The sequence below is a fragment of the Acidovorax sp. Root267 genome, from assembly GCF_001429215.1.
Lineage (GTDB): Bacteria > Pseudomonadota > Gammaproteobacteria > Burkholderiales > Burkholderiaceae_C > Acidovorax > Acidovorax radicis.
Genome location: NZ_LMJC01000022.1, coordinates 529,932 through 546,444 on the forward strand (window position 1 = coordinate 529,932; position 16,513 = coordinate 546,444).

Below are 16,513 nucleotides of genomic sequence, written 5' to 3' on the forward strand. Positions count from 1 at the left end.
AGGAAGGTTGGATGGGGTCTGCGGTCAGCAGATCATCAACACGCCGGAGGGTGCAACATGCACGTTTGCAGCCAGCCCTGGGTGACTGCAAAGAGCCGGGCGGCTTCGCGCGAGGCAAAGGCTTTGTCAAAACGGAACACGCGGCAGTAGCTGCCGTTGCCCTGGGAACGATGGACCGAGAAGGAGGCACGAAAGCGGCCGCAGTCGGTCGGGTGTGTCGCGGGCGAAACGACGTACTTGCCCATGGAAATGGCGGTCTGTGAAATCTGATTCATTCAGGATCGCAGGCTTGGAAATCGACCTGCGTGAGCATCGAAGGACTCGGTCGGCTGCAGCTCTACAGACCAACTGGGCGACAAGGTCGCAAAAGGCGGCCTGCGTGGGTGGCTTGACGCCGCTGAGCAGGCGTTGCGGTGACGGCACGCGTCAAGAGCCGTGACTGCAACTAAGCCAACTATATACCAATCAGCATTTAATTGGCAATTAATATTATTTTTAGTTTTAAAACCGCTGCACCGCCCACACCCTGCTCCACTCCTCGTTGGAGACAGGCCACCCTCAACTACATCGACGGATCAATCAGCACCTTGGCGCCGGTATTGCGCGGGCCATAAAACGCAATGGCGTCAGCACTGAGCGCGCCCGCCAGCGACACCGTGCGTGCGTAGTGGCTGGCGAACGTGGTCTTCAACTCGGCCGCCACGCGTGCGCGCAGTGCCTGGGCGGCAACATCGCCTATCTTGTTCAGGAACGGGAACAGCAGCCACCCACCCACGCCCCAGGCCATGCCGAAGGTGCGCTGGATCTCGGTGGGGCGGGTGTCCAGGTGGCCATACAGGTAGACCTGCTTGTGCACGGCCGAGCCGTAGCGGCTGTATTCCTTGGCGCTGCGGTTGATGGCGCTTTCCATGCACTGCAGGATCTGCCCAGCCAGCGTGCCACCGCCCGTGGCGTCAAAGGCGATGGTGGCGCCAGTGGCCGCGAGCGCGTCGGTCAGGTCGGCCATGAATCCAGGCGCACTGCTGTCGCAGACGTACTGGGCGCCGGCCTCGCGCAGCAGCGCCGCCTGTTCGGGTTTGCGCACGATGTTGACCAGGCCAATGCCGTCTTTCTGGCAAACCTTGTTGAGCATCTGGCCCAGGTTGCTGGCCGCCGCCGTGTGCACCAGCGCGGTGTGGCCCTCGCGCTTCATGGTCTCGACCATGCCCAGTGCGGTCAGCGGGTTGACGAAACACGATGCCCCTTCGGCGGCCGTGGTGCCTTCTGGCAATGGAAGGCACTGCGCGGCCGGCATGGCGCGGTACTGCGCATACATGGCGCCGCCAATCACGGCCACCGTGCGGCCCAGCAGCGCCTGCGCGGCGGGAGAGGCTCCTGCGGCCACCACCAGCCCCGCGCCCTCGTTGCCGACGGGCATGCTTTGACCGAGGCGTGCAGCCATGCCCGGCATCGCGCGCTCGGGGATGCGGGCAGTCGCCACGGGCAAATCGGCACTGCCAGCGACCTGCACGGTGGACAAATCGGCCGGGCCCAGCAGCAGGCCGATGTCCGACGGGTTGATGGGCGTGGCTTGCACCTGGATCAACACCTCGTCGGGCCCCGGGGTGGGCACGGGCACGGATTCCAGGCTGATCTGCAAGGTGCCGTCGGCTTGAACCAGCGAGCGCAGTTGGAGTGCGGTAGTCGGGATGGAGGGGTTCATGGGTGACTCGCGGTAGGGGTATGGAAATGGGGCCGTGCGCTCGGCAGACCGTGTGGAGGGAGGCGCGGGACCGAGCTGGCCAGAGCCTCTTCGCTATCAGCCGTCATTCTTGATCAAGTGGGCTGGCTTTGCTGTCCCCCACGTTTTCGCCCCACACAACGCGCGCCGGTCGGTGGCTGCTGAATCCGCTCCGGCTGCTACTGCCCTGCTCCACCCACCGGCTTTGGCCTCACCAGCCGGACGGGCAGTTTGCTGGCCCTTGCGGCATCGCCCCGCGCCTCGCCGGTGGAAAGGTTCACCGCCCAGCCGTTGATCATGGCAGCCTGCCGCGCACCGTCGCCCGCGCGGCCTTGTGCGATGTTGCCGTAGGTGTAGGGATTGACGTTGGGTGCGCTCACGTTGCTGGTGGCGGACCAGTGCCACTCGCCGAGCGCGGCCGGGAACAGGATGGGGTGGAGGCCCGGGGGAGACAGCGATTTGTCCACCAAGCGCTGCAGCTCCGCCGCGCGGGGCAGGCGCCAGCCCACGCCCTCAGCCTTCCAGCGGTCGGCGGCCAGGGTGGTGGCTTCGGCGCGATCCAGCAGCAGGGGCTTGCCGGTGCAGGTCTTGCCGGTCCATTGCATGCCTTCCACGCAGCGCGGCCAGGCAAGCCCGGCGCGGTGGTCCAGCACATAGGCACCGTCGTCCGACAGCGCCCAGTCGGCCGATGCCGTGGGGTCGGCGGCCAGCACTGGCAGGGCTGCGAGGGTGCAGGCCAACAAGGTCGAAAGTTGCGAAAGTGGTTTCATGGGCAAAAACAGACTCGAACGCTGACACCCTACCCGCACAGCGACACCAGCGCCACCCTTCCGATCAAGAAACCGTCAACGCGCGTTTGCCCACCCTGCCCGCCACTCCTGCCGGTGCCCCCGACGCTGCCAGCGCCTCGGCCAGAAAACCCACAAAAGCCTGCACCCGCGTGGAGAACTGGTGGCGCTGGGGGTACACCGCATAGATGTCGGCCGCCGGGGTCTGGTACTGCGGCAGCACGGGCTCCAGCAGGCCCTGCGCCAGGTGGCGGTTCACGTCCCACTCCGCGCGCATCACGATGCCGTGGCCCTGCAAGGCCCACAGCACGGCGATCTCGCCGTCGTTGGTGGTGAGGTTGCCGGTGATCTTGATCGACTCGGTGTGTGCCTTGCTGCCGCGCCCGGTGGTCAGGCGCCACAGGCCATAGGCCTCATCGCCCTGGCGGATGCCGATGCAGTGGTGCTCCATCAAGTCGCGCGGCACGCGGGGCCTGCCATGGCGGTCCAGGTAGGCAGGCGCGGCGCACAGCACGCGCCGGTTGGGAGCGATGCGGCGGGCGATCACGCGGCCATCGGGCGGCTCACCAAAACGCACGCACACGTCGTAGGCGTCGTCGGTGATCGGCGGCGGGTGCACCGACAGTTGCAGCTGCACATCCACCTCGGGGTACTGGCGCACAAAGTCCGAGATCACGGGGGCGATGTGCATGCGGCCAAAGCCCAGGGTGGCGTTCACGCGCAGCAGGCCCTTGGGGCTGGCCTTGGACTGCACGATGAGTTCATCGAGCGCATCGATCTCGCGCAGGATGCGGCGCGCGTGCTCCAGCAGCAGCTCGCCCTCGGGGGTGAGGCTCATGCGGCGCGTGGTGCGGTTGACCAGGACCACGCCCAAGCGCTTTTCCATCTGCGTGAGGTGCTTGCTGACCGCCGCCGTGGAGACCCCCATTTCGCGCCCTGCGGCGCTCAGGCTGGGGCTGGCGGCCAGCGCAGAGAAGAAGCCCAGTTCAGCGGGTTGAATGGTGGAACTCATCGAATAGCTCTTAACTGCAGGTTAACGATGGATTCACTTTAGCGCGGCTCCGTAAGGGCGTCCAGGCCTACAGTCCTTCTCACCGTTTGGCTTCTCGTTTGGCTTTTCTCGTGTCTCGTTTTCCACGCCCGGCCATCGCGGCACGGGCATTCCCAGACCTTTCCACCAAGGCATCCGCATGACCACCTATCAAATCGCCACCATCCCCGGAGACGGCATCGGCAAGGAAGTGATCCCCGCCGGCCAGCGTGTGCTCGAAGCCCTGGCCGCCCGCCACCCCGGCCTGCAGTTCGAGTTCGAGAACTTCGGCTGGGGCGGCGACTGGTACCGCGCCCACGGCGTGATGATGCCGGCCGATGGGCTGGATGCCCTGCGCGGCAAAGACGCCATCCTGTTCGGCTCGGCGGGTGACCCGGACATCCCCGACCACATCACGCTGTGGGGCCTGCGCCTGAAGATCTGCCAGGGGTTTGACCAGTACGCCAACGTGCGGCCCACACGCATCCTGCCGGGCATCGACGCACCCCTGAAGCGCTGCACGCCCAAGGACCTGGACTGGGTCATCGTGCGCGAAAACTCCGAGGGCGAATACTCGGGCGTGGGCGGCCGTGTGCACCAGGGCCACCCCATCGAGGCGGCCACCGATGTGTCCATCATGACCCGGGTGGGCGTGGAGCGCATCCTGCGGTTTGCCTTCCGCCTGGCGCAATCGCGGCCCCGCAAGCTGCTTACCGTCATCACCAAGAGCAATGCCCAGCGCCATGCGATGGTGATGTGGGACGAGATCGCCGCGCAGGTGGCGGCCGAGTTCCCCGACGTGAAGTGGGACAAGGAACTGGTCGACGCCGCCACCGCCCGCATGGTCAACCGCCCCGCCACGCTCGACACCATCGTCGCCACCAACCTGCATGCCGACATCCTCAGCGACCTGGCCGCCGCGCTGGCGGGCAGCCTGGGCATTGCACCCACCGGCAACATCGACCCCGAGCGCCGCTACCCCAGCATGTTCGAGCCCATCCACGGCTCGGCGTTCGACATCATGGGCAAGGGCCTGGCCAACCCCATCGGCACCTTCTGGTCGGTGGTGATGTTGCTGGAGCACCTGGGCGAGACCGATGCGGCCCGCGCCGTGATGCAGGCCATCGAACAGGTCACCGCCGACCCGGCCCTGCACACCCGCGACCTGGGCGGCACGGCCACCACGGTGCAAGTGACGGACGCCGTGTGCGCGCTGGTCAGCGGCACACAGGCCACACGCAAGGCCGCCTGACCGCGCACGCCCACGGCCCGCAAAGACGGGCCTGGGCACCGCCCGGCGGACACAACAACAAGGTCGCAAAGACCATGCATTCGCCGCACCACCATCCTTTCGGAGACAAACCATGCACCTCCCTGTTGCCCACCACACCGGCATCGCCCAGCCTTTGCGCCGCCACCATCTAATGGCCTTGGCGGTCGCCGCCGCAGCCGCCTGCCTGCTGCCCAGCACAGCCGCCCACGCGCAGGCCTGGCCGACCAAGCCCGTCACCATCGTCGTGCCGTTTGCGGCGGGCGGCACCACCGACGTGCTGGCGCGTGCGCTGGGTGAAAAGCTGGGCACGGCCCTGGGCCAGCCCGTGATCGTGGAAAACCGGGGCGGCGCGGGCGCCACCATTGGTGCCGACTACGTGGCCAAGGCACCGGCCGACGGCTACACGCTGCTGATGGGCGCAGTGCACCACACCATTGCCACCAGCGTGTACAAGAAGCTCAGCTACGACTTCCAAAAGAGCTTTGCGCCCATCACCACCGTGGCCCTGGTACCCAACGTGCTCGCGGTCAGCGCCACCACGCCCGCCAAGGATGTGAAGGAACTCGTGGCCCTGATCAAGGCAGCGCCCGACAAGTTTTCATATGGCTCCAACGGCGCGGGCACGGCGCAGCACCTGATCGGCACGCAGTTCTCCACCGCCATCGGCCAGCCGCTGCTGCACGTGCCCTACAAAGGCAGCGGGCCGCTCACCACCGACCTGCTGGGCGGGCAGGTATCCATGTCGTTCGACACCATCACGCCCGTGCTGCCCCACATCAAGGCGGGCAAGCTGCGCGCGCTGGCGGTGACCACGGCCAAGCGGTCTTCGTCGCTGCCCGACGTGCCCACGCTGCAGGAGAGTGGTTTTGCGGGCTTCGACATCGGCACCTGGTTTGGCGTACTGGCACCGGCACGCACGCCCGCCGATGTGGTGGCCCGGCTGAACACCGAGATGGTCAAGGTGATCCAGTCACCCGACTTCAAGAAGCGCATGCAGGACATTGGCGCCGAGCCTATCGGCAACACACCCGCGCAGATGGCCGAGCAGATTGCCAGCGACACCACACGCTTTGGCAAGCTGGTGGCCGACCACAAGATCACCACCGACTGACCGTGTGCCCGAGGGGCGGGTTGGTATAACCCCAGCCATGACGCCCACCACCATCGAGCCCACCGTCCCCGCAGCCCTGATCCGCGCCCTTGAAGAACGCGCCTTCAACGCCTGGCCCGCGCGCCAGACGGTGTTCCACCGGGGCTGGGTGTTCCGGCTGTCGGGTGGCTACACCAAGCGTGCCAATTCGGTCAACGCGCTGCTGCCCGGCGCGCCGTTTGACGGGGTGCGCGAAGCGGCTGCAGCGCTGTACGCACGGCACGGGCTGCCCGCCGTGTTCCGCATCTCGCCCCTGGCCCCGGCCGAGGCCGACCTGGAGCTGGCCGAGGCGGGCTACCAGCATTTCGATCCCTCACTGGTGTTGCACCGGCCGCTGGCCCTGGGTTCGGTCGGCAAGCCCGATGGCAGCACCCATATCAGCACCACGCCCACAGCCGCATGGCTGGAGGGTTTTGCCGCCGCCAACAGCGTGCCAACGCACCACCGCGCGCTGCACAACAGCATGCTGGACCACATCGCCCACCCTGCCGCGTTTGCACTGCAACACGACGCACAGGGCCAGCCCGGGGGCTTTGGGCTGGCGGTGCTGGAGCGCGGCGCTGTGGGCCTGTACGACCTGGCCGTGGCGCCCGAGCACCGGGGCGGCGGGCGCGGGCGTGCGCTGGTGACAGCCCTGCTGCACTGGGCGGCCGAGGCCGGGGCGACCAGTGCCTACCTGCAGGTGCGCGCGCAGAACGCTCCGGCGTTGCGGCTGTATAAGTCGATGGGGTTCAAGACGGCGTATGGCTACCACTATCGGGTGCCGGGTTGAGGGGGTTTTTTTCAGACTCCCTCTTCCCTTGCGGGAGAGGGAGTGAAGACCGGCGCCGTTGCTGACTCAGAGGTTTGGGGTCGAAAATTTGAATGAAATTGGCCCCTGGCGCTTGACCATCAAGCGCTAGCAGCTATTTATTCAATAGCAAACAATGCCTAGGCCCAATACCCAGATCACCGATGGCTCAGCCTGCGCACAGCCCAGTCGCCCAGGCTCTGCACCGCCTGCACAAAGAAGATCAGCACCAGCACCACGGCCAGCATGATCTCGGGCAGAAAGCGCTGGTAGCCGTAGCGGATGCCCAGATCACCCAAACCACCACCGCCAATGGCTCCGGCCATGGCCGAGTAGCCGGTGAGGCTGACGAAGGTGATGGTCAAGCCCGCCACGATGCCTGGCAGCGCCTCGGGCAGCAGCACCTTCCAGACGATCTGGCTGGTGGTGGCGCCCATGGCCTGGGCGGCCTCGACCAGGCCATGGTCCACCTCGCGCAGCGCGGCTTCGACCAGGCGCGCCACGAAGGGCGCGGCCGCAATCGTCAGCGGCACCACGGCAGCAGCCGTGCCGATGGACGAACCTGTGATGAAGCGCGTGAACGGGATGATGGCCACCAGCAGGATGATGAAAGGCGTGGAGCGCACGGCGTTGACCAGCCAGCCCACCAGCTTGTTGGTGGGCCCGTTTTCGAGCACGCCGCCGTGGTCGGTCAGGCGCAGGAAGACGCCCAGTGGCACGCCCAGCAGGCCACCCACCAGGCCGGAGATGCCGACCATGATGAGCGTTTCCCACAGCGAAGAGGCAAACAGATCCAGCATGGCCGGAGTGAAGTTGTTGAACATGGTTATCTATCCTTCTCAGCCTGCCACGGCCACTTCTTGCACCTCGACACCGCCCGCACGCAGGTGCGCCACGGCGCCGCGCAGGCGCTCGGCCTCGCCGCTGGCGTACACCGCCAGCGAGCCAAAGGTTTCGTCCTGGATTTCGTCCACCTGGCCGTGCAGGATGCTCATGTCCACGCCGAACTCGCGGATCAGCTGCGACAGGATGGGCTGGTAGGCGCTGTCACCCGCATACGACAAGCGCAGCAGTTGGCCGGTGCGGCCTGTACTGAGCTGGCCTGCGAGCTTGCGCACATGGCCGAGCACACTGGCGGGCAGCTCTTGCGGCAGGATCTCGTCGATCAGGCTCTTGGTGATGGCCTGCTGCGGGCGCGTGAACACATCGAGCACGCGGCCCAGCTCCACGATGCGGCCCGCTTCGATCACGGCCACACGGTCGGCCACCTGCTTGATGACCTGCATCTGGTGCGTGATGAGCACCACCGTCAGGCCCAGCTCTCGGTTGACCTGGCGCAGCAGGTCGAGGATGGAGCGCGTGGTCTCCGGGTCCAGCGCCGACGTGGCTTCGTCGCTCAGCAACACCTTGGGCCGGCTGGCCAGCGCGCGCGCAATGCCCACACGCTGCTTTTGCCCGCCGCTGATCTGCGCGGGGTAACGGTCGGCCAAGGCTGACAGGCCCACCAGCTCCAGCAGCGGGTTCACGCGCTCGCGAATGGCGGCTTTGCTCATGCCCGCCAATTCCAGCGGCAGCGCGGCATTGTCGAACACCGTGCGCGAAGACAGCAGGTTGAAGTGCTGGAAGACCATGCCGATCTCGCGGCGGGCCTCGCGCAACTGCGCGTCGTTCAGCTGGGTGAGGTCGCGGCCATTGACGAAAACCTCGCCCCGGGTGGGCCGGTTGAGCAAGTTGATGACACGCACCAGCGAGCTTTTGCCCGCGCCGCTCTTGCCGATGATGCCGAACACTTCGCCCGGGTTGATGTGCAGATCGATGCCGCGCAGGGCCTCGACCGGGCCTTGTGGGCCCTGGTAGGTTTGGGTGATACCCCGTAAGTCGATCATGAAAAGCAGTGGCACAGCACAGGCCACAGGTCGTAGCCAATGCCGCGCGGGTCAGGAATGGGATGGGCGACTGTATCGGCGAATCGTAAGTTCACAAACGATTGAAAAATCGGGTGGTTAGATCGTTGGGTTATGAGGACCGTGATAGGCGCACCTCAAACGCTATTAACTACATAGCAACTAGCGCAATACCAACATGCGGCAGGTGCCAATTCAACCTGTTTTTTCATCGAAACTTTTCAACGATCTTCATGCTTATATTTCTATATTTCTATATTTCAACTTTTGTTGTATTATCGAATAATGCAAGAAACCGAAGTCATCCGATCCCTCGCCGCCCTGGCCCAGGAAGTGCGCCTGCGTGTGTTCCGCGCCCTGGTGGTGGCGGGCCAGGAGGGGCTCACGCCCGGGGCGCTGTCCGAGCAGCTGGGCATTGCGCCCAACACGCTGTCGTTCCACCTCAAGGAGCTGACCCACGCGGGCCTGGTGAGCCAGGAGCGCCAGGGCCGCAACCTGATTTACCGCGCCTCGTTTGCCACCATGAACGACCTGCTGGCCTACCTGACCGAGAACTGCTGCCAGGGCGCAGCCTGCCTGACCGACGAGGCCACCGCCGCCTGCAAGTGCTGACCAATAGCGCACCCACAACCCCACCCCACGACCCACAGCCGAAAGGAAACCACCATGAAGCGATTCCACGTCCACATGCATGTCGATGACCTTGCCAAGAGCATCGCGTTCTATTCCAGGCTGTTCGCGGCCGAGCCTGCGCGGGTCGAGGGCGACTACGCCAAGTGGATGCTCGAAGACCCGCGCGTGAACTTCGCCATCTCCACCCGTGGCGACAAGCCGGGCGTGGACCACCTGGGTTTCCAGGTGGATGAGGCCGACGAGCTGGCCGAACTGAAGGCGCGCGCCGAAGGTGCCGACATGGCCCTGCTCGACGAAGGCGCCACCACCTGCTGCTACGCCCGCAGCGACAAGCACTGGATCACCGACCCGCAGGGCGTGGCCTGGGAACACTTCCACACGCTGGGCAACATCCCCGTGTTCAACGAAGCCGCTGCGCAGCAGCCAGTCAAGACCACGCAGCAGCCAGCCAAGGCCGCCTGCTGCCCCACGGGCGCCCCATCCGCCCCCGAGCCAGGCAAGGCCGCCTGCTGCGGCCCCACCTCAACCAACTCCAACAAATGCTGCTGAGCCGAGCAGAGCCCGCATGAGCACCCCACGCCCCCCTTTGAACGTGCTGTTTCTCTGCACGCACAACTCCGCGCGCAGCATCCTGGCCGAAGCCCTGCTCAGCGCCATGGGCCAGGGCCGCTTCAAAGCCTATTCAGCGGGCAGCAGCCCGCGCGACAACCAGCAGCCCCACCCGCTGGGCCTGCAGGCGCTGGCCCACGCGGGCATCCCCACCGAAGGGCTGCGCAGCAAAAGCTGGGACGAGTTTGCCGCCCCCGGCGCGCCGCACATGGACCTGATCATCACCGTGTGCGACAACGCCGCCGGCGAAGTTTGCCCCTTCTGGCCCGGCCACCCGGCCACGGCGCACTGGGGTTATGCCGACCCGTCAGCAGGCGACGGCTCGGACGCCGACAAGGCCGAGGCCTTCCGCAAAACCCTGCACGCCATCCAGCAGCGCCTGGAGCTGCTGGTGAACCTGCCCGACGACAAGCTGGCCGCCACCGCGCTGCAAGCCACGGCCCGCAATTTGCCCAAGCAATGATGAAACACCCCCTGAGTCGCTTCGCGCCTTCCCCCTCTCTCGCCTCGCTGCGCGAGCCGGGAGGGGGACGCCCCCAGCGCGGCGGGGCGGCCCTTGCGCGGGGGCGCTGGTTTAGAGCGCGCCAGTTGCATGCATCGCGGGTGGCGCGCAGCGCAATGGATAACTGAATGGATCACTGAAATGACCCTGCCACCAAGCCCTTTACAACGTGCTGCTGTCAGTGCGCTGCCCCCCTCCCCGGCCGCTGGCATGGCGGTGTTCGAGCGCTACCTCACCGTGTGGGTGCTGCTGTGCATCGTCGCGGGCATTGCGCTGGGCCAGTGGTTGCCCGGCGCGGCCCGCGCGGTGGGCGCGCTGGAGGTGGCCCGCGTCAACCTGCCGGTGGGCCTGCTCATCTGGGTGATGGTCATCCCCATGCTGCTGAAGGTGGACTTTGGCGCGCTGGCCGAAGTGCGCCAGCATGTACGCGGCATTGGCGTGACGCTGTTCGTCAACTGGCTGGTCAAGCCGTTTTCGATGGCGCTGCTGGGCTGGCTGTTCATCCGCCACTGGTTTGCACCATACCTGCCTGCCGACCAGATCGACAGCTACATCGCCGGGCTCATCCTGCTGGCCGCCGCACCCTGCACGGCCATGGTGTTTGTGTGGAGCCGCCTCACTGGAGGCGACCCGCTGTTCACGCTGTCGCAGGTGGCCCTCAACGACAGCATCATGATCGTGGCGTTCGCTCCGCTGGTGGCCTTTTTGCTCGGTTTGTCGGCCATCACCGTGCCGTGGGACACGCTGCTCACCTCGGTGGTGCTGTACATCCTGATCCCCGTGGTGATCGCACAGTGGCTGCGCAAGCGCCTGCTGGGCAAGGGCCAGGCCGCGTTTGACGCCGCCGTGGCGCGCACCGGGCCCTGGTCCATCGCCGCCCTGCTGGCCACGCTGGTGCTGCTGTTTGCCTTTCAGGGCGAGGCCATCCTGCAGCAGCCGCTGGTGATCGCCCTGCTGGCCGTGCCCATCCTCCTCCAGGTGCTGTTCAACTCGGCGCTGGCCTATGGCCTGAACCGAGCCGTGGGCGAAAAGCACAGCATTGCCTGCCCCTCGGCGCTGATCGGCGCGTCCAACTTCTTCGAGCTGGCCGTGGCCACGGCGATCAGCCTGTTTGGTTTTCACTCCGGAGCAGCGCTGGCCACCGTAGTGGGCGTGCTGATCGAGGTGCCCGTGATGCTGCTGGTGGTGGCCGTGGTCAACCGCAGCAAGGGCTGGTACGAGGCGCGCGGCTGAAAAGCACGCCACCTGGGGCGGTCAGGTGCCTGCCGCTACCGCCCCCCGCGCCTGCACCTGGCGCGAGATCAGCAGGCCCAGCACGAAAATACCCACCGCCGCCACCGTGAACACCGGTGGCAGCCAGCCCCGGTCCACACTGAAAGCCACCATCAGCACGCCTGTGGACTGCCCCAGAAACAGCAGGCACGCAAACAGCGTCACCGCCGTGCCCCGTGCCTGGGGCGCCATCTGCGTGGCCTGCACCTGCAGCGTGTTGTGCAGCATGTAAAAGCCGATGCCCGCCAAGAAGCAGCCCAGCATGGCCCAGCCCACTGCGGGCGCCCACGCCAGCGACAGCAGGCCTATGGCAATGAAGCTGGCGCCCAGCACGGCCAGCCCCCGCTCGCCCAGCGCCGCCAGCCAGCGCCGCGCAAACACGCTGTAGATCAACCCGCCCACGCCATACAGCACCATCACGCCGCCAGCGGCCGAGGCCGACAGGCCAAACCCATCCACCATGCGCGCGGGCACAAAGGCCAGCGTGCCAAACGCGAGCGCGCCCTCAATCGTGACCACTGTGAGCACCCAGCGCACACGCGGGATGCGCAGCAGCGCCATGGTGCCCGCGAGGTAGTTGGCCAGCGAGAACGCCCGTGCGCCCGGCACCACCACCGGGCGCAGCGCCCCGCTGGCACGCGCATGGCGCAGCAGCAGCGTGGCCGCCGTGAAGAACAGCACGGCCAGCACACCCAGCGCCGCACGCCACCCCAGCGTTTCGGTGGCAAAACCGCCAAACCACTGGCCCGCCATCATCCCGGTCACCGTGGCCACCATCAGGCGCGCCAGGGTCTCTTGCCGCTGCTCGTAGGCCACCTCATCGCCAATCCACGCCATCGACAGCGGAATGATCCCGGCCGCCGCCGCCCCCATGGCCGCACGCGCCACCACCAGCAGGCTGAAGCTGGGCGCCAGCGCCGTCATGGCGCTGAACACCGCACACGCCGCCGTGGCGCCGATGATCACGCGCACCTTGCCCACCCGGTCGCCCAGCGGGCCATACACCAGCTGCAGCACGCCATAGGCCACGGCAAACGCCGCAATCACCGCCGATGCATCGCCCGTGGTGATCTTGTATTCAAGGGACAGTGCCACCAGCATCGGGTCGCACACACGCATGGAGGCCATGCTGCAAAAGGCCGCCAGGCTGATCAGCCGCAGCATCGTCGAGGAAGAGGTCATATGACCCGATTGTGGTGCCCCCCGCGACCGGCCGCTGGCGCGGTGCCGCATGCACCCTGGCTGCAGAAGGTTGGGCACGCCCCACACGGGCGTCTGCCATTTTTTGCGTGGCACCACGCGATCTTGCGCTTACCATGCGCCCCTTATTTGAACGAGGAGCCATGATGAACAAACGCAACTTTGTCGCCGCCAGCGTTGGCCTGGCAGGCCTGTGGACCGCCACCAGCAGCCACGCCGCCCCGCCGGCAACGGCATCCGCCAACCCTGCCCTGCTCACCATCAGCGGCGCCATCACCAAGCCCAACCGGGGCGCGCTGGACCCCACCATCGACCAGATGATGGGCAAACACGGCATCCAGTTTGCCAACGCCCACACGCTCGACGCCGCTGCGCTGCAGCGCATGGCCGCCGTCACCATCAAGCCCACGCTGGAATACGACAGCAAGCCCCACACGCTCAAAGGCCCCCTGCTCACCACCGTGCTGGCCGCTGCCGGTGTGGCCTCCGGCAGCCCCGTGCAGCTGGTGCTGCGCGCGGTGGATGGCTACAACGTGACCATCAGCATGGCCGACGTGCAGGCCTACCGCATGATCGTCGCCACCCACATCGACGGCCAGCCCATGGCCCTGGGTGGCCTGGGCCCGCAGTGGGCGGTGTACGACGCGGATGTGCTGCCAGCCTTCAAGGACAAGCCGGTGAAGGAACGCTTTGGTTTGTGCCCATGGGGGCTGTACCACATTGAGGTGAAGAAGGCCTAAGCGGACGCGTGTCATTTCCCACCTGCTTCAACTGCCGCGCCAGCGTCCCGCCAGGTACATCCAGGTGCCTCAGATGCGGCCGCTGGGCAGGCGGTAGCCCTTCCGCGTCGCGAGATGACCTCAGCCCAAGGGAAGCGGGCTGGGGTCTGCCTCCCTATGTTCTGGAAAGCGCTTCATTTCGCTGGACGTCGCTGCTGGCCCCTTTGTGGGTGCCGCCTTTGGTGATGATCTGGCTTGGGGCCACTCCCCCGGCAGTGGCAGCCATACTGGCTCTGTTCATCTTCATCCCCGGGCTGTATGTCATCACCAACCTGCCACGCTACTCGCGGTGGGCCAAACTGGTCGCCTCGCTGGGATATGTGACGCTGTCTGGCCCCTTGGGTCTGGCTTGCCTGGTTTGGGTGGACCGCTTGCTGCAAAAAGCGTAACCCTTGCCTTGCGCGTATTTCGCTCTCATTTGTATAGCTGCCAGCGCAATATCCACTTGCGCTACAGCCATATTTCGCCCCAAATCAGCCCCGGCATCGCCCCATGCGCACCGCCAGCGCCGCAAGCGACCCCACGGTAGCCAGCCCCACCACCCCCAGCCAGCCCCACTGCGCCAGCGCCAGGCTGCCCAGCGCTGCCCCGGCCGACATGCCGATGAACATGCCGGTGAACAGCAACGCATTGAGCCGGCTGCGCGCCGCAGGGTCGATGCCATACACGATGGTCTGGTGCGCCACCAGCGTGGCCTGCACGCCAAAGTCAAAGCCAATGGCACTGGCCACGATCAAGCCCAGCTGGGCCTGCGCAGGCAGCAACGGCGCCAGCGCCATCACGGCAAACGACGCAGCCGCCAGCCCCGCGCCATAGCGCGTCACGACCTCGGGCCCGCGCTTGTCGGCCAGGCGCCCGGCTAGCGGGGCAGCCAAGGCACCCGCCGCACCCGCCAGGCCAAACGCCCCCGCCGCCGCCGTGCCCAGTTGGAACTGGCTGTGCAGCATCACCGCCAGCGTGGACCAGAACGCGCTGAAGCCCACGGCCAGCAGCCCCTGCGCCCAGGCCGCGCGGCGCAGCGCACTGTGCTGGCGCCACAAGGCCACCATCGAGCCGATCAGCGCGCCGTAGCCCAGCTGCGTGGTGGGCGCAAAGCGCGGCAGCCCGCGCCACACCGCCACTGTCAGCAGCGCAATCGCCACGGCCGCCGCCACATACACCGTGCGCCAGCCCCACTGCTGCGCCACAAAGCCGCTGACCACGCGCGACAGCAAGATGCCCAGCAGCAGCCCCGTCATCACCGTGCCCACCATGCGCCCGCGCTGCGCGGCCGGAGCCAGCGTGGCAGCAGCAGGCACGACGTCTTGCGCCACCGTGGCCGCCAGGCCCACGGCCAGGCTGACCGCCAGCAGCGCCCCCATGCCCGGCGCCAGGCCGCTGAGCAGCAGTGCCAGCATCAGCGCCACCGATTTGATGACGATGATGCGGCGCCGGTCAAACCGGTCGCCCAGCGGCGCCAGCAGCAAGATGCCCAGCGCATACCCCAGCTGCGTGAGCGTGGGCACCAGCCCCACCACGCGGCTGTCGGCCTGCATGTCCGGCCCCAGCACGCCCAGCATGGGCTGGCTGTAGTACAGCGACGCCACGCTCAGCCCCGCCGTGGTGGCCAGCAGCAGCAACAGCGGCGCGCTCACCGCCCGCTCGGCAGGCAACGCAGGGGCCACGCCCATCGCGTTGTTTGCATGCAAATTTTGAATGGAAGACATCGCATCAACACCCGTTCAGCCAAAGAATGGGGTGATTGTTCTCAGGCAAGCGCACGCTGGGTAGTGGGCTGGGTTGCAGATTTGTTATACGCTTCACGCATGACCATTGCCCTACCACCCGGCGCCGACCGCATCGAGCTGATGCAGACCTTCATCCGCATCGTGGAGGCAGGCAGCCTGTCTGCCGCCGCCCAGCAGCTGGGCACCAGCCAGCCCACCGTGAGCCGCCGCCTGCAGGCGCTGGAGCGCACCTTGGGCATCAAGCTGCTGCAGCGCTCCACCCACGTGATGAAACTGACGGAAGACGGTGAACGCTGCTTTGCCCACGCCAAGGCCCTGCTGGAAGACTGGCGCACCATGGAAGACGACCTGCGCGGCACGGCCGACACACCCCGCGGCACCTTGCGCGTGCTGGCGCCCCACGCCTTCGGGCAAAACCAGCTCATCCCCCCGTTGATGGACTACCTGCACCGCTACCCCGATGTGTCGGTGGAATGGATGCTGCACGACCGCCGCCCCGACTTCATCGCCGAAGGCATCGACTGCGCCATCCAGGTAGGCGCGGTGGAAGACCCCTCCGTGGTCGCCATCCGCCTGGCCGAAGTGCCACGCATCGTGCTGGCATCGCCCGCCCTCATGGCAGGCCGCCCCACACCCCAGCACGCGCAGGACCTGAAAGATTTACCGTGGCTGGCGCTGAGCACCTTCTACCAGCGCGAAGTCACCTTGACCCACCAGCACAGCAGCGAGGCCAGCACCTTCGCCATCACCCCCCGACTGGCCACCGACAGCCTGTACGCCCTGCGCAGCGCCGCCCTGGCCGGGCTCGGCGCGTGTATCGCATCGGCATGGATCGTGGATGTGGATCTGCACGCAGGCGACTTGCTGCACTTGGTGCCCACCTGGCAGGCCCCCTCGCTGCCGGTGTATCTGGTGTACCCGCATGCACGGTTTTATCCAGCGCGGTTAAGGTTTTTTTTGGAGGGGATGCGGGGGGCGATGCCGGGGTTGGCGGGGATGCGAGGGGTGGAGGTTGGGTCTTGAGCGGACGACGGCTGCCGGCCAAGACGAGTCATTCATCACGAGAGCTTGATTCGCAGTCATGTCTCCTTAGGGTGCACGCCGGCTGTTTTTCCTTGAATGCGAACCTGCCTGTT

General features: G+C 66.6%; 17 protein-coding genes. 9 read left to right on the forward strand and 8 right to left on the reverse strand.

Features of this window, described 5'->3' with window-relative positions; translation table 11 throughout:
• Window positions 1-35: 35 nt before the first annotated feature.
• From ASE39_RS16315 to ASE39_RS16330, 4 genes are all read right to left on the reverse strand, one after another.
• Entirely contained in the window at window positions 36-275 is a 240-nt protein-coding gene (locus ASE39_RS16315) for a hypothetical protein (RefSeq protein ID WP_010461474.1), read from the reverse strand.
• A 287-nt stretch (window positions 276-562) separates the two neighbouring features.
• Window positions 563-1,702 (reverse strand): zinc-binding dehydrogenase, encoded by a 1,140-nt coding sequence (locus tag ASE39_RS16320; RefSeq protein WP_057271814.1) that lies wholly within the window; start codon window positions 1,700-1,702, stop codon window positions 563-565.
• Window positions 1,703-1,899: 197 nt separating this feature from the next.
• Window positions 1,900-2,490 carry a DUF1566 domain-containing protein gene (locus tag ASE39_RS16325; RefSeq protein ID WP_057271815.1) on the reverse strand — a complete coding sequence of 197 codons (591 nt, stop codon included), beginning with the start codon at window positions 2,488-2,490 and terminating at the stop codon, window positions 1,900-1,902.
• Window positions 2,491-2,554: 64 nt separating this feature from the next.
• Window positions 2,555-3,520, reverse strand: coding sequence for a LysR substrate-binding domain-containing protein (locus ASE39_RS16330; protein WP_010461460.1), 966 nt, complete (start codon window positions 3,518-3,520; stop codon window positions 2,555-2,557).
• A gap of 178 nt (window positions 3,521-3,698) precedes the next feature.
• Between ASE39_RS16330 and ASE39_RS16335 the strand changes: the two genes are divergently transcribed.
• From ASE39_RS16335 to ASE39_RS16345, 3 genes are all read left to right on the forward strand, one after another.
• Window positions 3,699-4,790 carry a tartrate dehydrogenase gene (locus tag ASE39_RS16335; protein WP_057271816.1) on the forward strand — a complete coding sequence of 364 codons (1,092 nt, stop codon included), beginning with the start codon at window positions 3,699-3,701 and terminating at the stop codon, window positions 4,788-4,790.
• 172 nt (window positions 4,791-4,962) lie between these two features.
• Entirely contained in the window at window positions 4,963-5,922 is a 960-nt protein-coding gene (locus ASE39_RS16340; protein WP_057271817.1) for a tripartite tricarboxylate transporter substrate binding protein, read from the forward strand.
• Between the two features lie 37 nt (window positions 5,923-5,959).
• Entirely contained in the window at window positions 5,960-6,733 is a 774-nt protein-coding gene (locus tag ASE39_RS16345; protein ID WP_057271818.1) for a GNAT family N-acetyltransferase, read from the forward strand.
• Between the two features lie 176 nt (window positions 6,734-6,909).
• Here ASE39_RS16345 and ASE39_RS16350 read toward each other — a convergent pair whose 3' ends face one another.
• On the reverse strand, window positions 6,910-7,575 hold the full coding sequence (locus tag ASE39_RS16350) for a methionine ABC transporter permease (protein WP_057223963.1): 666 nt from the start codon (window positions 7,573-7,575) through the stop codon (window positions 6,910-6,912).
• A 15-nt stretch (window positions 7,576-7,590) separates the two neighbouring features.
• On the reverse strand, window positions 7,591-8,637 hold the full coding sequence (locus ASE39_RS16355; protein ID WP_057271819.1) for a methionine ABC transporter ATP-binding protein: 1,047 nt from the start codon (window positions 8,635-8,637) through the stop codon (window positions 7,591-7,593).
• Between the two features lie 303 nt (window positions 8,638-8,940).
• Here ASE39_RS16355 and ASE39_RS16360 point away from each other — a divergent pair, with 303 nt between their 5' ends.
• From ASE39_RS16360 to arsB, 4 genes are all read left to right on the forward strand, one after another.
• A complete protein-coding gene (locus ASE39_RS16360) occupies window positions 8,941-9,267 on the forward strand; it encodes a metalloregulator ArsR/SmtB family transcription factor (RefSeq protein WP_057223959.1) in 327 nt (108 codons plus the stop codon).
• Between the two features lie 54 nt (window positions 9,268-9,321).
• Window positions 9,322-9,837 carry an ArsI/CadI family heavy metal resistance metalloenzyme gene (locus tag ASE39_RS16365; RefSeq protein ID WP_057271820.1) on the forward strand — a complete coding sequence of 172 codons (516 nt, stop codon included), beginning with the start codon at window positions 9,322-9,324 and terminating at the stop codon, window positions 9,835-9,837.
• Window positions 9,838-9,853: 16 nt separating this feature from the next.
• On the forward strand, window positions 9,854-10,360 hold the full coding sequence (locus ASE39_RS16370) for an arsenate reductase ArsC (RefSeq protein ID WP_057271821.1): 507 nt from the start codon (window positions 9,854-9,856) through the stop codon (window positions 10,358-10,360).
• A gap of 249 nt (window positions 10,361-10,609) precedes the next feature.
• On the forward strand, window positions 10,610-11,632 hold the full coding sequence (gene arsB / locus ASE39_RS16375) for an ACR3 family arsenite efflux transporter (RefSeq protein WP_057271822.1): 1,023 nt from the start codon (window positions 10,610-10,612) through the stop codon (window positions 11,630-11,632).
• Between the two features lie 21 nt (window positions 11,633-11,653).
• On the opposite strand, the gene ASE39_RS16380 is transcribed toward arsB, so the two are convergent.
• Window positions 11,654-12,853 carry an MFS transporter gene (locus tag ASE39_RS16380; RefSeq protein WP_242421469.1) on the reverse strand — a complete coding sequence of 400 codons (1,200 nt, stop codon included), beginning with the start codon at window positions 12,851-12,853 and terminating at the stop codon, window positions 11,654-11,656.
• Between the two features lie 164 nt (window positions 12,854-13,017).
• Between ASE39_RS16380 and ASE39_RS16385 the strand changes: the two genes are divergently transcribed.
• Window positions 13,018-13,611: a hypothetical protein gene (locus ASE39_RS16385; protein WP_057225169.1), complete on the forward strand. Its 594-nt coding sequence runs from the start codon at window positions 13,018-13,020 to the stop codon at window positions 13,609-13,611.
• 512 nt (window positions 13,612-14,123) lie between these two features.
• Here the strand turns inward: ASE39_RS16385 and ASE39_RS16395 are convergent.
• A complete protein-coding gene (locus ASE39_RS16395) occupies window positions 14,124-15,356 on the reverse strand; it encodes an MFS transporter (RefSeq protein WP_057271824.1) in 1,233 nt (410 codons plus the stop codon).
• Window positions 15,357-15,455: 99 nt separating this feature from the next.
• Here ASE39_RS16395 and ASE39_RS16400 point away from each other — a divergent pair, with 99 nt between their 5' ends.
• Complete coding sequence (locus tag ASE39_RS16400; protein ID WP_057271825.1) at window positions 15,456-16,400, forward strand: LysR family transcriptional regulator; 945 nt, start codon at window positions 15,456-15,458, stop codon at window positions 16,398-16,400.
• The last annotated feature ends 113 nt before the right edge of the window (window positions 16,401-16,513 follow it).

What these genes read in the sequence shown, in the direction of transcription:
- ASE39_RS16325 (WP_057271815.1), bottom strand. Translation starts at nt 2,490, where the DNA reads ATGAAACCACTTTCGCAACTTTCGACCTTGTTGGCCTGCACCCTCGCA.
- ASE39_RS16320 (WP_057271814.1), bottom strand. Translation starts at nt 1,702, where the DNA reads ATGAACCCCTCCATCCCGACTACCGCACTCCAACTGCGCTCGCTGGTT.
- arsB (WP_057271822.1), top strand. Translation starts at nt 10,610, where the DNA reads ATGGCGGTGTTCGAGCGCTACCTCACCGTGTGGGTGCTGCTGTGCATC.
- ASE39_RS16335 (WP_057271816.1), top strand. Translation starts at nt 3,699, where the DNA reads ATGACCACCTATCAAATCGCCACCATCCCCGGAGACGGCATCGGCAAG.
- ASE39_RS16395 (WP_057271824.1), bottom strand. Translation starts at nt 15,356, where the DNA reads ATGTCTTCCATTCAAAATTTGCATGCAAACAACGCGATGGGCGTGGCC.
- ASE39_RS16340 (WP_057271817.1), top strand. Translation starts at nt 4,963, where the DNA reads ATGGCCTTGGCGGTCGCCGCCGCAGCCGCCTGCCTGCTGCCCAGCACA.
- ASE39_RS16330 (WP_010461460.1), bottom strand. Translation starts at nt 3,520, where the DNA reads ATGAGTTCCACCATTCAACCCGCTGAACTGGGCTTCTTCTCTGCGCTG.
- ASE39_RS16345 (WP_057271818.1), top strand. Translation starts at nt 5,960, where the DNA reads ATGACGCCCACCACCATCGAGCCCACCGTCCCCGCAGCCCTGATCCGC.
- ASE39_RS16370 (WP_057271821.1), top strand. Translation starts at nt 9,854, where the DNA reads ATGAGCACCCCACGCCCCCCTTTGAACGTGCTGTTTCTCTGCACGCAC.
- ASE39_RS16360 (WP_057223959.1), top strand. Translation starts at nt 8,941, where the DNA reads ATGCAAGAAACCGAAGTCATCCGATCCCTCGCCGCCCTGGCCCAGGAA.
- ASE39_RS16400 (WP_057271825.1), top strand. Translation starts at nt 15,456, where the DNA reads ATGACCATTGCCCTACCACCCGGCGCCGACCGCATCGAGCTGATGCAG.
- ASE39_RS16380 (WP_242421469.1), bottom strand. Translation starts at nt 12,853, where the DNA reads ATGACCTCTTCCTCGACGATGCTGCGGCTGATCAGCCTGGCGGCCTTT.
- ASE39_RS16355 (WP_057271819.1), bottom strand. Translation starts at nt 8,637, where the DNA reads ATGATCGACTTACGGGGTATCACCCAAACCTACCAGGGCCCACAAGGC.
- ASE39_RS16350 (WP_057223963.1), bottom strand. Translation starts at nt 7,575, where the DNA reads ATGTTCAACAACTTCACTCCGGCCATGCTGGATCTGTTTGCCTCTTCG.
- ASE39_RS16385 (WP_057225169.1), top strand. Translation starts at nt 13,018, where the DNA reads ATGAACAAACGCAACTTTGTCGCCGCCAGCGTTGGCCTGGCAGGCCTG.
- ASE39_RS16365 (WP_057271820.1), top strand. Translation starts at nt 9,322, where the DNA reads ATGAAGCGATTCCACGTCCACATGCATGTCGATGACCTTGCCAAGAGC.
- ASE39_RS16315 (WP_010461474.1), bottom strand. Translation starts at nt 275, where the DNA reads ATGAATCAGATTTCACAGACCGCCATTTCCATGGGCAAGTACGTCGTT.